Source organism: Alkalibacter saccharofermentans DSM 14828 (assembly GCF_900128885.1).
In the GTDB taxonomy this organism is placed as follows: Bacteria; Bacillota; Clostridia; order Eubacteriales; family Alkalibacteraceae; genus Alkalibacter; species Alkalibacter saccharofermentans.
Map to the genome: position 1 here is coordinate 126,478 of NZ_FQTU01000007.1, position 13,140 is coordinate 139,617.

Here is a 13,140-nt window from a genome sequence, read left to right on the forward strand (position 1 = left end):
ACACGATATAAGGAAGTATTGGTATGATTAATAAATATAATTCACATATTTTATTAAAAATAATAATAATAGAGATGGTTCTAGGTGGCTCGGGTAGAGTTTTGACAATAACATCTTTGTTGACTATAAGGTATATTTTGTTTGGTTTATCCTTATTATATTTTTCGTATGAAATATATAATAACAACTACTCAATAAAAAACACACCTTTTTATCATGAAGTGAATTTCTTTTTAGCTGTATATTTTATGGCTATTCTTATAGGGTTATTTAACGGATATGATTCTTTAGATGTAATAAATTCTAGCAAGGGATATTTATATATATTTATGATTTATCCAATAGGCATGATGATTTCAAGTAGAGAATTAGTCAAAAAAGCATGGGAGGTTTTTAATAACTCCGCTTTAGTTTTGGCACTGCTATCCATTGCAATATTTGCAATATTTAGCTACGATGAAAGCAGCTACGCTGTCATTAACCCGGTACTCATTAACTTGGAATATGGCCATTTATCGATTAGATACGGTTTGCCGAGTGTGTTTTTTAAGGCTAGTCCATATGTAGCTATTGCATTAATAAACAATTTATTTTTATTCTTTAACTCCCCGCAACAAAGAGACAAATTTAGTATACTTAAAATCCTAATATTGTTAATTAGCATATTAAGTACTCTTACTATGGGTATTTGGTTAGCATCCTTTATTGGATTGGCATTATGTATAGTTTTATCTAGACCTGCGATTAAAAAAAATACTACATTAGTACTATTCAGTTTGATTATAGTTTTAATTTTTGTTTTTAATGATTTTATTATTGATGCATTACTAAATAGATTAAGTCCAACAGACGCAAGTTTTATAATTAAGAAAAATCAGTTTTTTAGTTTGATTAATATTTGGAGAAATAATGTAGTTGTAGGAAATGGTTTTGGAATCAAAGTTTTTTTTGAATCAGCAGTAGCAACTAGAGAGATGGTGAAATTTGAATTATTTTGGATTGAGTTGTTAGTTAATATGGGTCTGATTGGATTAATCAGTTTTCTATTATTAATAATTAAACCCATTTATAAAGCCGTCAAGTTAATAAAAAGCGAAGTTATAAATAAAACTGAAGTGAGGTTATTGCAATCTGGAATTGTTGGTTTAATAATGTTTTCTGTGATATCTTCTGTAAACCCATTTTTAAACAATCCTATTGGACTAGGATATTTAATACTTGTCATGGCAACTATAAATACATATTCAAAAGAAAATCGATATGGAAAGGCATATAATGAAATTTAATTTAATTATTATAATGTATAATTTAAATTGTCACAAATCACCAATTGTTAATTCCTTATTGGAAATATATCGGAACAGTAATTTGTCACATATAAGAGTTTTTATATGTGACAACAGTACTAAAGTCGATATTAAAATAAAAAATAAAGAGTATTGTGGTGAAAAAGAATTTGTTTATGTAGACATGAATGGAAACAAAGGTCTAAGTAAAGCTTATAATAAAGCAATCGAGCTTATTAATGAAAAGGAATGGATTGTTTTATTTGATCAAGACACACTGATTGTGGATAATTATTTTTTGGAGCTTGAGAAGTCCATTACAAGGAACAAACATGTGAGTATACATGTTCCAATTATAAAATCAGAGGATATCATAATTTCACCATGTCTTTTAAAAAAAATGAAGGTAAAACAATTCAGAGTTGAAGTCAATAAGAATTACTCAGATATAACTGCAATTAATACCGGCATGTGTATAAATAAAAGAGTTTTCAGTAAAACAGGAGGATATAACGAAGATATATTTCTCGATTACTTAGATCACTATTTCATGAGAGAATATTATAAATATTATAAAGAAGTGGCTGTAATAAATGCAACCTTAATTCAGAGTTTTTCAGGGCACGATAATTCAAGCTTTGAAACCAGTTTATTAAGATTTAAAATATTTTTGAATGATTTTTTTGTTTATTGTTGCGAAGCTGGAGGAGGAAAAATATATTACAGTAGGAAGATATTGTTAAGAGCGATAAAATTAAGCTTTATATATAAAAATATTGCATTCTTAAAAATGGTTTTAAAGAGGTGAATTGATGAATATTTCTGTGGCAATGGCTAGTTATAATGGCGAAAAATATATAGAAGATCAAATAAACAGCATTTTATGTCAATTACATCAAAATGATGAATTGGTGATTAGTGATGATGGATCGAGTGATAATACGTTAAGTATAATAAATAGATTTTGTGAAAGAGATAAACGTATTAAATTGTATCATAATAAAGATAACGGTATTATTAAAAATTTTGAAAATGCAATTAAAAATACTGTTAATGAAATAATATTACTATGTGATCAAGATGATATTTGGTTGCCTAATAAAATTGAGAGAATGGTTAAAGAATTTGAAATTAACCCAGAGGTGACTTTAGTAATTAGTGACTTGCAATACGTGGATTCAGATTTGAATGAAGTAAAAGATGAATTGATAAATAGAAAATACAAAAAAGGTATATTGAAAAATTTCATTAAGAATTCTTACATAGGCTGCTGCATGGCATTTAATAAAGAGATAAAAAAAACAATATTACCTTTTCCGCAAAAGATACCTATGCATGATGCGTGGATAGGTATCTTAGCTGAATTATTTAAATATAAAATAGTTTATATACCTGAAAAGTTAATTTTATATCGTAGACATGAAAATACTGCTACGACATCAGACAGGAATAAGCTGAACAAAATAATTAAGTGGAGATTTTATTTGATGCTTAACTTAGTTCAGAGATGTTTTTGTATAAAAAATATTAAAAAAGGAGAAGCGGTTAGATGAAAGGCATAATTTTAGCAGGTGGTTCAGGAACAAGATTATACCCATTAACTATGGTAACGAGTAAGCAATTGCTACCGGTTTATGACAAACCAATGATATACTATCCATTATCAGTACTAATGCTGGCAGGAATTAAAGAAATTTTAATAATATCGACTCCAACTGATCTTCCAAATTTTGAGAAATTATTAGGAGATGGAAGTGAATTTGGCATAACACTAAGCTATGCCGAACAGCCTTCGCCGGATGGCTTAGCACAAGCTTTTATTATTGGAGAAGAGTTTATTGGTGATGATAATGTAGCGATGATTCTAGGTGATAACATTTACTACGGAAATGGATTTACACCTATCTTAAAAGAAGCTGCTGAGAATGCTAAAAATGGTAAAGCCACTATCTTTGGGTATTATGTTCATGATCCAGAACGCTTTGGAATTGTAGAATTTGATGATAGTGGAAAGGTTATTTCAGTTGAGGAAAAGCCAAAGAATCCAAAATCAAACTACTGTATCACAGGTCTATATTTCTACGATAACAGAGTGGTAGACTTCGCTAAAAAAGTAAAGCCGTCACATAGAGGAGAACTTGAAATAACAGACTTAAATAGAATGTATTTAGAAGATGAAACGCTTAATGTAAAACTATTAGGACGTGGATTTGCTTGGTTAGATACCGGAACAATGGACAGTTTAGTAGAAGCTGCAGAATTTGTTCAAATGATTGAAAAGAGACAAAGTATTAAAATTTCAGCTCTTGAAGAAATAGCATACCATAATGAATGGATTGATAGAGAAACTCTTTTAACTTCTGCAGAAAAATATGGCAAATCACCATACGGAGAACATTTAAAGAAGGTCGCTGAAGGCAAAATTCATTATTAGAAAGAGGTAAGATGAATGTATATTATAAAGACAGATATTGAAGACGTACTTATTATCGAGCCAAAGGTTTTTGGAGATCATAGGGGATGGTTTACAGAAACATACTCTAAAGAGAAGTTCAGAGAGTTTGGTATTGATATTGACTTTATTCAAGACAATCATTCTCTTTCAGCACAGAAAGGAACATTGAGAGGACTTCATTTTCAGCTTGATCCTAAAGCACAGACCAAGCTTGTCAGATGTACTAAAGGTAAAATATTGGATGTAGCTGTAGACATAAGAGAAGGATCACCTACATACAAAAAATGGGTTGCGGTGGAATTAACAGAAGAAAATAAAAAACAGCTGCTAATCCCAAAAGGCTTTGCGCATGGTTTTTTAACACTTACTGATGATGTTGAAGTGCAATATAAAGTAGATGAGTATTATTCTCCTGAAAATGATAGAAGTATCAGATATGATGATCCGGAAATAGGAGTAGTGTGGGATGTAGATTGTCCAATTTTGTCTGATAAAGATTTAAATGCACCTTTATTAAAAGAAAGCGACATAAATTTTAAGTATTAGTGAAAGAGAGGGAAAATAATGAATATATTAGTAACAGGTGGAGCTGGATTTATAGGAAGTAACTTTGTTTTTCATATGCTCAAAGAGCATCCAACATATAGAGTCGTTTGTTTAGATGCATTAACATACGCTGGGAATTTATCTACTTTAGAACCAGTAATGGAGAATGGTAACTTTAAATTCGTAAAAGGTGACATAACAGATAGAGAATTAGTAGAAAAGCTTTTTAAAGAAGAAAAATTCGATTTTGTAGTTAATTTTGCTGCAGAATCTCACGTAGATAGATCAATTGAAGATCCAGGCATATTTTTGAAAACTAATATTTTAGGTACTCAAGTGTTAATGGATGCTTCCAGAAAGTATGGAGTTAAGAGATTCCATCAGGTTTCAACAGATGAAGTATATGGGGATTTACCACTTGATAGGCCTGATTTATTCTTCACAGAAGAAACACCAATTCATACGTCTTCTCCATATTCGGCATCGAAAGCATCAGCAGACTTATTGGTACAGGCTTACCACAGAACGTTTGGTTTACCAATTACAATATCAAGGTGTTCTAATAACTATGGCCCATATCACTTTCCGGAAAAATTGATTCCCCTTATGATATCTAGAGCACTTAATGATGAAAATCTACCTGTATACGGTAAAGGTGAAAATGTTCGTGATTGGCTTTATGTGGGGGATCATTGCACTGCCATAGACCTTATACTTCATAAAGGAAAAGAGGGAGAAGTATACAATATTGGCGGACACAACGAAAAAACAAATTTAGATGTCGTTAAAGCAATTCTTAATGAGCTAGAGAAACCGGAATCGCTCATAACTTATGTAAAAGACAGAGCTGGGCATGATATGCGTTATGCGATTGATCCATCAAAAACGAGAAAAGAACTAGGTTGGGAGCCAACAACTCTATTTGATGAAGGAATTAAGGAAACTATTAAATGGTACCTTGATAATCGTTCATGGTGGGAAAATATCATATCAGGCGATTACAAAGATTACTATGTGAAGATGTACGGTGACAGAGAAGGTGAAGAATAATGAAGGTCCTGGTAACTGGCGCTAATGGACAATTGGGATTTGATGTAATAAAACGGTTAGATTCTGAAGGTAAAGATTACCTAGGTACCGATAGAGAATCTTTAGACATCACAAATATTGAACAAGTGAAAAGGGTTATAAGTGATTATAACCCTGATGCTGTCATTCACTGTGCAGCTTATACTTCTGTAGATAAGGCAGAAGATGAGAAAGAATTGTGTTATTCAGTAAATGTTTTAGGAACAAAGTATGTAGCTGAAGCATGTAAAGAAATAAATGCAAAGATGGTTTATATTAGCACTGATTATGTGTTTGATGGTGAAGGAGACAAGCCTTTTGAAGTCACAGACAAGCCAAATCCAATTAATTACTATGGTCAGACAAAATATGAAGGTGAATTAGAGGTTCAAAAATCTTTAGATAAATATTTTGTTGTGAGAATTTCTTGGGTTTTTGGAAGTAATGGCAATAACTTTGTTAAGACTATGCTCAGATTAGGTAAAGAGAGAGATGAAATTTCTGTCGTGGCAGATCAAATTGGATCTCCAACATATACTCCTGACTTAGCAAAGTTGCTAGTTGAAATGCTGGATACTGATAAGTATGGAGTTTATCATGCATCAAATGATGGCTATTGTAGTTGGTACGAATTTGCATGTGAGATATTTAAGCAAGCTGAGATGGATGTCAAAGTAAATCCAATAAAGACAGATGACTATCCAACAAAAGCTAGAAGACCAAAGAATTCGAGATTATCAAAAAAAAGCATATATGCAATTTCAAAGCAGCCTTTGCTAGAGTGGCAAAAATCAATTAGGAGTTATTTGTATGAATCCAACTCTTAGTATTATTGTACCAGTTTATAATGTTGAGGATTACTTAACTCAATGTATTGAATCAGTATTAAATCAGAAATATCAAGATTTTGAATTGATTTTAGTAAATGATGGATCTTCTGACTCAAGCGGGGATATTTGCAATCAATACGCAAATAATGACAGTAGGGTAACAGTTAAGCATAAAGATAATGGGGGACAATCTTCAGCTCGGAATGTTGGTCTTGATATTGCGAAGGGGAAATATATTGGGTTTGTGGATAGTGATGATTGGATTCACTACGAGATGTATGAACGATTAATAAAACACGCATTAATTCATCAATCTGATATTGTTGCGTGTAATTTCCAGGTAATGAAAAAAGACGGAAGTTTTGAGCCATACACTAAGTACGCAGAAGATAAAGAGTATAATCGTAAAGAAGCTATGGCGGAAATATTTAAAAATGAAGTTTTAACCTTTAGTCCATGTAATAAAATTTACAGAAGTCAATTATTCGATAAAGTTAGATTTATTGAAGGTATAATTTTAGAAGATAAAGATATTTCTTATAAACTTATAGATGTCTCAAACAAGGTATCATATATTAAGGATTCCTTATATTTTTACAGATATAATGCAGGAAGCACGCTAAGAAGTGCATTTAGTTTTAGAAGATTAGACGAATTTAAAGTGCAATTAGATATGTATAATTATTATAAACATAAATATAAAGAAGTCGCTGATTTGGTGTATTATGATGTGTTTGATATAGGAAGCTACTTGTACTCGCAAATAAAAAAATCAGGTGAAGATAGTGTTGATATTAGGGAATATAATTACTTAATAGAATTCAAATTCGATATTTTGACCCGATTGATTAAAAATAAGCAAATATCAATTATTAAAAGATTGAAGTTGTTAATTACAATAATTTCGCCAAAGTTGTGGATATTTTTAAGAATTTTAAAAGACAATTTTGTGCAATTGTAGACAAGGGTAGATATAGGCGTAAGTGGAGGAGGAATACTATGAGAAAAATTGGAATAGTAACATTAAATGGCTATTATAATTACGGAAACAGATTGCAAAATTACGCTTTACAGACTGCAATTGAATCTTTAGGATACGAAGTAGAAACATTAATTAACGATAACAAGCCATTACCAAATACAGATAATGGGTTAACAAGCAAGTTAAAAAAGATAAAAAATAAATCTATAAAAGAAATTATTAAAAGAATCCAAGATGAAACTAGGAATATATACTATAACAAAGAGAATAACGAAAGTGACTCAATTCGAACGAAGATTTTCAAAGATTTTACAAATAATCATATCCGAGAAACTAATTTCAAAATAGCTGAAAATAATATACCAAGTAACTTATCAGATAAGTATAGTTATTTCGTTACAGGAAGTGACCAGGTATGGAATCCAGATTATATTTACGGTTCTTCTATAAATTTCTTATCATTTGCAGATAAAAATAAAAGGATTTCATATGCGCCAAGCTTCGGGGTTTCAGCAATTCCTGAAGATATAAAAGAAAAATACAAAGAGTGGATTAAAGATATTGAACACATATCAGTCAGAGAAGATGATGGGGCTAAAATAATTAGAGAGTTAACGGGAAGAGAAGCACCAGTTCTTGTTGATCCAACATTACTACTGAGCAAAGAAAAGTGGTTGTCAATATCTAAAGAAGCTAGTAATAAACCAAAAGAAAAGTATTTGTTGACATATTTCTTAGGGGGAATCCCCGAAGCTTATAAAAAGCAAATTAATAAAATAGTTAAAGAGAATGATCTTAAAGTCATCAATTTGGGAGATATAAGAGAGAAAGAAACTTATAGAACAGGGCCAAGTGAATTTATTGATTACATTAATTCGTGTTCTATATTTTGCACAGATTCATTTCATGGTGCAGTTTTTTCAATGATTATGGAGAAACCCTTTATTATATTTGAAAGAGAAGGATTACCTTCAACGATGTTCTCGAGAATTAATACATTATTGGGTAAATTTAATCTCGAAAATAGAAAAGCTGAGAACATACGTTGGGAAGATGATGTTTTTCGAATTGATTACTCACATGTTCCATCAATATTAGAGCGTGAAATAAGTAAAGCACTCGACTACTTAAAAGCTAGCTTAAAGTCTGATATTGAATGAGCAAGGTTTAATACTCAAAGGAGATATAAATTTAATTAAGAAAAGAAGTGTGGTAATAAATGAGTAGGATAAAATATGCATCAAAAAATATTAAATATGGTTATCTTGGGAATTTATTATCATTATTGTTGAAATTTATATCAAGAACGATATTTATTTACACAATAGGAGTAACCTATTTAGGTGTGAATGGATTATATGTAAATATACTATCAGTGCTATCGTTTGCTGAACTTGGCATAGGAACAGCGATGAACTACAGCTTATATAAGCCAGTAGCAGAAAATGATAAAGAAAAAATAAAGGCACTTATGCATTTGTATAAATATGCATATCGTTGGATTGCACTAATTGTAACAGTAGTGGGATTAGCATTAATTCCATTTTTAGATACGATCATCAAAGAGTCGGGTATTATAAGTTCAAATGAATTGATAATATATTATTTAATTTTTTTATTCAATACAACCAGCACATATTTTGTCGTTTATAAGTATAGTCTTGTTAGCGCTGAACAAAAAAACTATCTACAAACCAATATACAAACTATAACTATGGTAATAACTACCATTGTTCAAATAATAATTTTGATTTCATTGAAGAATTTTCTCCTTTATTTAATTTCAGCGGCTCTTATTGAACTTATACAGAAAATATTTGTAAATAGATATCTTAATAAAAGATATCCGTTTTTATTGGATGATGTAACAAGAAAGCTAACAAAGGAAGAAAAAGAACCAATCATCAAAAACATTAAGGCTTTAGTTCTTCATAAAATTGGTGATATTAGCGTTTATCAAACCGATAATATCTTAATTTCTTCGTTTATAAATATTACAACTGTGGGTTTGGTTTCAAATTACACTCTTATTATTAGTGCTGTAACAAGTTTCTTAAATATTATATTCAACTCGTTAATTTCAGGGTTTGGAAATCTAATAGCTACAGAAAATACTGATAAACAGTATGAATTATTCAAAGTGTACAGATTTGTGGGGTTTTGGTGTTATGGTTTTGCATCAATAGCCTTGATTACTCTAATCAATCCTTTTATTGAACTTTGGATTGGAAGCCAAATGTTAATTGGTACTACTGTTATTTATCTAATAATTTCAGATTATTATCTTAAAGGACATCGAATAGTAGTTAACAACTTTAAGGTTGCAGCAGGTATTTTTGATGAAGATAAATATATAGGGTTAATTCAGGCTATAGTTAATTTGGTTATTTCAATTATATTAGTCAAAAAAATTGGTTTGCCGGGTATTTTTATTGGAACGGTGATCCAAGGCTTGATTTCTAATATGAGTAGGCCTTTTATAGTATATAGAAAGATATTCGGAAGAAGTGGAATAGAGTACTATGTCGATTCTTTATTTTATTTATGTGTGCTAATAGTCCCTCTTTTAGTTTTAGAATTTATGAAACCAATAATTCTAATGAATTTAGGCATTTCAAATTTTGTTTTTATGATTTTTCTGGTAGCTTTAATACCAAATGTTTTTTTTGTTTTATTTCTTAGAAAAAGAAAAGAATTCAAATATTTACTGGATTTGATTAAGATCAGAGTGAAGGGGAGGAGATGATAATGAATATACGAGGTGAGATGCCATTAGTAAGTATAATAACACCTTGTTATAATGGTGAGAAGTATGTCCATCGTTTTTTAGAGTCTGTTCTGATGCAAACATATTCTAACATTGAACTAATATTTATAAATGATGGATCCACAGACAAGACTGAAGAAATAGTTTTATCTTATAAGAATAAGTTTGAAATAAATAATATTGTGTTTAAATATATATATCAAGAAAATAGAGGCCAAGCTGCTGCTCTCAACCAGGGTTTAAGAATATTTAATGGGAAATACCTCACTTGGCCAGATTCAGATGATATTTTGCATAAAGATAATATAAAACTAAAAGTTGAATATTTAGAATCAAATCAAGATTATGGAATGGTACTGTGCAAATCTAGAGTTATTGATGAAGACACATTAAAACCAATAGGAGAACTGAGACGAATTCATGATAATGTAAGCCAAGATAACCTATTCAGAGATTTAATTTTAGAAAAAAATGTATACTATGCACCAGGTGGTTATATGGTTAGAACCTCTTCATTGGATGATGTAGTAGAGAATAGAGAAATTTATGAGAGTAGAGCTGGCCAAAATTGGCAATTATTGCTACCCATTGCATCGAAATACAGATGTGGGTATATAGACAAACATTTATATGACTACTTAGTTAGATCTAACAGTCACTCTAGAATGGAAAATGATTACAAAAGCGAGATTCAGAAATGTAATAATCACGAAGATGTAATTATAAATACCATACATAGAATTCATAACTTTGATGATTATGAGAAAAAGAAATGGTGTATGGTAGTAAACCATAAATATTTGAAAAAGAAATTTGAAATCGCTTCAAAATACAGAATTACCAATGATATGACTAACGGGTATCTTTTATTAAAAGAATTGAATCTTATTACATTTAAAGACATTATATTATATAATAAGTCAAAATATAGTATCTTATTTCATTTATACGAGCTTGTTAAATTTGGACGTGAAAAGATACAAGGGGGTAGATGAATGATAGATAAAATGATTAAAGCGAACAAAGACTGTATGGGCTGTCATGCGTGTAAAAATGTTTGTCCTACTCAATGCATTATAATGACTCCTGATGAAGAAGGTTTCTTATACCCTAAAGTCGAGTATTCGTTGTGCGTTAAATGCAAGAAATGCATTTCAGTATGTCCTATTATTAATAAAGCAAGAATAGTTAATAACCCACAAGCTTATGCAGCTATAAATAAGGATGAACAGATCAGGTTAAGCAGCTCTTCTGGTGGAATTTTCACGTTGTTAGCGGAAAATGCTATAAAGGATGATGGTGTTGTATTTGGAGCAGGGTATTCTGAAAAATTTGAGGTTGCACATAAATCTGTTGAGAAAATCGAAGAACTTTGTGAATTGAGAGGCTCTAAATATGTTCAAAGTAAAATTGGGAATTCATATAAACTGGCAAAGGACTTTTTAGATAGCGGAAGAAAAGTGTTATTTTCTGGAACTCCGTGTCAAATTGCAGGATTAAATTCTTACCTAAATAGATCCTATGAAAACCTTATTACTCAGGATTTTATTTGTCATGGAGTTCCATCCCCTATAGCATGGAGAAAATATATTGAGTATAGAGAAACCAAAGCTGAATCAAAAGTAAGTCAGGTAGAGTTTCGGAATAAGGATAAAGGCTGGAAGCAATTCTCCGTATCTTTTATCTTTGAGAATGATATTGGGTATAGCAAAAACTTAAATGAAGACTTGTATATGAGAGCATTTTTAAAAGATTTATGTTTGAGACCATCTTGTTATGATTGTGAATTTAAGACCTTGAATAGACAAAGTGATCTTACTCTTGCAGATTTTTGGGGAATCGAAAAAGTATTACCAGAAATGGATGACGATAAAGGAACTTCATTGATTATTGTTAATAACAAAAAAGGACAAGAAGTTTTTAACAGTATTTCGGGTAATATGAAATTTAAAGAAGTTGATATTAATGAAGCTGTTAAGTATAATTCAGCAGCAATTAAATCAGTAAACTATAATCCAAAACGAAAAGAGTTTTTAAGTGCCTTAAACACTATGCCGTTCAATAAATTAGTTGATAAATATTGTGATGAATCTTTCGTGGTTAAATTTAAGAGAAGAGCTAGAAGAGTAATAAAAAATGCGCTTAAATAGATAGAATCGACTGAATTTGATATTTAAATAGTTCATCAATTTGAATAAGAAGGAGATAATCAATGAAGTCATTAATAAAAAAAATACTACCTGATGGCCTTATTTTGTTAGCTAGAAGAATAAGACAACGGACAAATCTTGAGAAATTAGGGAAAAAAAGGGGACACTTCCCAACTATCTATCGAAATTGACATTAAGTGTGTGTCAAAGCATCCTTAATCTTAAGTAGGATGATTAATAATTAAGTGTGATAAGTTATAAAGAGACAATAAGAATTCAATGATCGCAACAAAACCAGTCCACCGAATGGAGGATTGTAGAAGTTTGGCTTTAATTGTCCTTAGGATGCTTTAGGTTTTATGAAGTCAAGAATTTCCGGATAGATGTTTTGATACTTGGGTATGGACTTGATCAGCTCATAACCCTTGTTGCAGAGGTTAGCTGCCTGGCTTCCAGTAATATTGCCAAGGGTCTTGCAGATGTCCTTGTAGGTAAAATCGCAAAGGTAGCGCATCAAAAAGGCAGATACAGCTCTTGCATCTGAAAGGCTACGGTTGTATTTGATGTTGATGAAGTTTGGAATTTCAGTTTTAAGCGCTGCTTCCACTGCTCTAAGGATTTCATGTGGAGAGTAATCCTTATAGATTACGACTCTTTCGCTTTTGTAAGCGTATTTGTCGTTTTTGACATAGTCATCTATGAGCTCGTAATCGCATGTTGTTTTAGTTCAATAAACTGTTATCTACGCGATAATATTATTCTAGGAGGGATAAAAACCAAAACTTTCATTTTTTCGATGTGCTATAAGAAATTTTTTGATATTATTAGTAATGTCAAAGAGAAAGAAAGGAGAGGAGACCAAATAAAGCAAAATAAGATTATCTTTTATGTGTTGTTATTGTTGGTGTCAACTGTTTTTTATGCAGTACATGCTGATGGTGTAGGAGCTCAAGGTTTAACTCCACGAACTATGATAGACGCCCCTGTAAATAACCAGAGTATAAACAATCAAGACGTACTTGTAAGGGGTTGGGCACTGAATGGCTCTGGAGTAAA

Annotated in this window: 13 protein-coding genes; 12 read left to right on the top strand and 1 reads right to left on the bottom strand. The window is 30.8% G+C overall.

Annotated features, from left to right (window positions below):
• Positions 1–23: 23 nt before the first annotated feature.
• The 12 genes from BUB93_RS06495 to BUB93_RS06550 are packed head-to-tail and all read left to right on the top strand — an operon-like array spanning position 24 to position 12,084.
• Positions 24–1,286, top strand: coding sequence for an O-antigen ligase family protein (locus tag BUB93_RS06495; RefSeq protein WP_073270324.1), 1,263 nt, complete (start codon positions 24–26; stop codon positions 1,284–1,286).
• Positions 1,276–2,094, top strand: a complete 819-nt coding sequence (locus BUB93_RS06500; protein WP_073270327.1) for a glycosyltransferase — start codon at positions 1,276–1,278, stop codon at positions 2,092–2,094. The genes BUB93_RS06495 and BUB93_RS06500 overlap by 11 nt, the downstream gene beginning before the upstream one ends.
• Before the next feature lie 4 nt (positions 2,095–2,098).
• Positions 2,099–2,839, top strand: a complete 741-nt coding sequence (locus BUB93_RS06505) for a glycosyltransferase family 2 protein (RefSeq protein WP_073270329.1) — start codon at positions 2,099–2,101, stop codon at positions 2,837–2,839.
• Positions 2,836–3,720: a glucose-1-phosphate thymidylyltransferase RfbA gene (gene rfbA / locus BUB93_RS06510; RefSeq protein WP_073270331.1), complete on the top strand. Its 885-nt coding sequence runs from the start codon at positions 2,836–2,838 to the stop codon at positions 3,718–3,720. The genes BUB93_RS06505 and rfbA overlap by 4 nt, the downstream gene beginning before the upstream one ends.
• A 15-nt stretch (positions 3,721–3,735) precedes the next feature.
• Positions 3,736–4,287 (top strand): dTDP-4-dehydrorhamnose 3,5-epimerase, encoded by a 552-nt coding sequence (gene rfbC / locus BUB93_RS06515; RefSeq protein ID WP_073270333.1) that lies wholly within the window; start codon positions 3,736–3,738, stop codon positions 4,285–4,287.
• Positions 4,288–4,305: 18 nt separating this feature from the next.
• Positions 4,306–5,337 (top strand): dTDP-glucose 4,6-dehydratase, encoded by a 1,032-nt coding sequence (rfbB, locus tag BUB93_RS06520; protein ID WP_073270336.1) that lies wholly within the window; start codon positions 4,306–4,308, stop codon positions 5,335–5,337.
• Positions 5,337–6,182, top strand: coding sequence for a dTDP-4-dehydrorhamnose reductase (gene rfbD, locus BUB93_RS06525; RefSeq protein ID WP_073270337.1), 846 nt, complete (start codon positions 5,337–5,339; stop codon positions 6,180–6,182). The genes rfbB and rfbD overlap by 1 nt, the downstream gene beginning before the upstream one ends.
• Entirely contained in the window at positions 6,166–7,146 is a 981-nt protein-coding gene (locus tag BUB93_RS06530; protein ID WP_073270339.1) for a glycosyltransferase family 2 protein, read from the top strand. The genes rfbD and BUB93_RS06530 overlap by 17 nt, the downstream gene beginning before the upstream one ends.
• A 38-nt stretch (positions 7,147–7,184) precedes the next feature.
• Positions 7,185–8,327 (top strand): polysaccharide pyruvyl transferase family protein, encoded by a 1,143-nt coding sequence (locus BUB93_RS06535; RefSeq protein WP_073270341.1) that lies wholly within the window; start codon positions 7,185–7,187, stop codon positions 8,325–8,327.
• A gap of 59 nt (positions 8,328–8,386) precedes the next feature.
• Positions 8,387–9,913: a lipopolysaccharide biosynthesis protein gene (locus BUB93_RS06540; protein WP_073270343.1), complete on the top strand. Its 1,527-nt coding sequence runs from the start codon at positions 8,387–8,389 to the stop codon at positions 9,911–9,913.
• A gap of 2 nt (positions 9,914–9,915) precedes the next feature.
• Positions 9,916–10,929, top strand: coding sequence for a glycosyltransferase family A protein (locus tag BUB93_RS06545; RefSeq protein WP_073270345.1), 1,014 nt, complete (start codon positions 9,916–9,918; stop codon positions 10,927–10,929).
• Positions 10,930–12,084 (top strand): Coenzyme F420 hydrogenase/dehydrogenase, beta subunit C-terminal domain, encoded by a 1,155-nt coding sequence (locus tag BUB93_RS06550; protein ID WP_073270346.1) that lies wholly within the window; start codon positions 10,930–10,932, stop codon positions 12,082–12,084. It abuts the gene before it with no gap.
• A 340-nt stretch (positions 12,085–12,424) separates the two neighbouring features.
• Here BUB93_RS06550 and BUB93_RS06555 read toward each other — a convergent pair whose 3' ends face one another.
• Positions 12,425–12,691: an RNA polymerase sigma factor sigma-70 region 4 domain-containing protein gene (locus BUB93_RS06555; protein ID WP_073270349.1), complete on the bottom strand. Its 267-nt coding sequence runs from the start codon at positions 12,689–12,691 to the stop codon at positions 12,425–12,427.
• Positions 12,692–13,140 lie beyond the last annotated feature (449 nt).

Excerpts from the sequence above, each read along its gene's own strand:
- BUB93_RS06495 (WP_073270324.1), top strand. The coding sequence starts at position 24 with ATGATTAATAAATATAATTCACATATTTTATTAAAAATAATAATAATA.
- BUB93_RS06500 (WP_073270327.1), top strand. The coding sequence starts at position 1,276 with ATGAAATTTAATTTAATTATTATAATGTATAATTTAAATTGTCACAAA.
- BUB93_RS06505 (WP_073270329.1), top strand. The coding sequence starts at position 2,099 with ATGAATATTTCTGTGGCAATGGCTAGTTATAATGGCGAAAAATATATA.
- rfbA (WP_073270331.1), top strand. The coding sequence starts at position 2,836 with ATGAAAGGCATAATTTTAGCAGGTGGTTCAGGAACAAGATTATACCCA.
- rfbC (WP_073270333.1), top strand. The coding sequence starts at position 3,736 with ATGTATATTATAAAGACAGATATTGAAGACGTACTTATTATCGAGCCA.
- rfbB (WP_073270336.1), top strand. The coding sequence starts at position 4,306 with ATGAATATATTAGTAACAGGTGGAGCTGGATTTATAGGAAGTAACTTT.
- rfbD (WP_073270337.1), top strand. The coding sequence starts at position 5,337 with ATGAAGGTCCTGGTAACTGGCGCTAATGGACAATTGGGATTTGATGTA.
- BUB93_RS06530 (WP_073270339.1), top strand. The coding sequence starts at position 6,166 with ATGAATCCAACTCTTAGTATTATTGTACCAGTTTATAATGTTGAGGAT.
- BUB93_RS06535 (WP_073270341.1), top strand. The coding sequence starts at position 7,185 with ATGAGAAAAATTGGAATAGTAACATTAAATGGCTATTATAATTACGGA.
- BUB93_RS06540 (WP_073270343.1), top strand. The coding sequence starts at position 8,387 with ATGAGTAGGATAAAATATGCATCAAAAAATATTAAATATGGTTATCTT.
- BUB93_RS06545 (WP_073270345.1), top strand. The coding sequence starts at position 9,916 with ATGAATATACGAGGTGAGATGCCATTAGTAAGTATAATAACACCTTGT.
- BUB93_RS06550 (WP_073270346.1), top strand. The coding sequence starts at position 10,930 with ATGATAGATAAAATGATTAAAGCGAACAAAGACTGTATGGGCTGTCAT.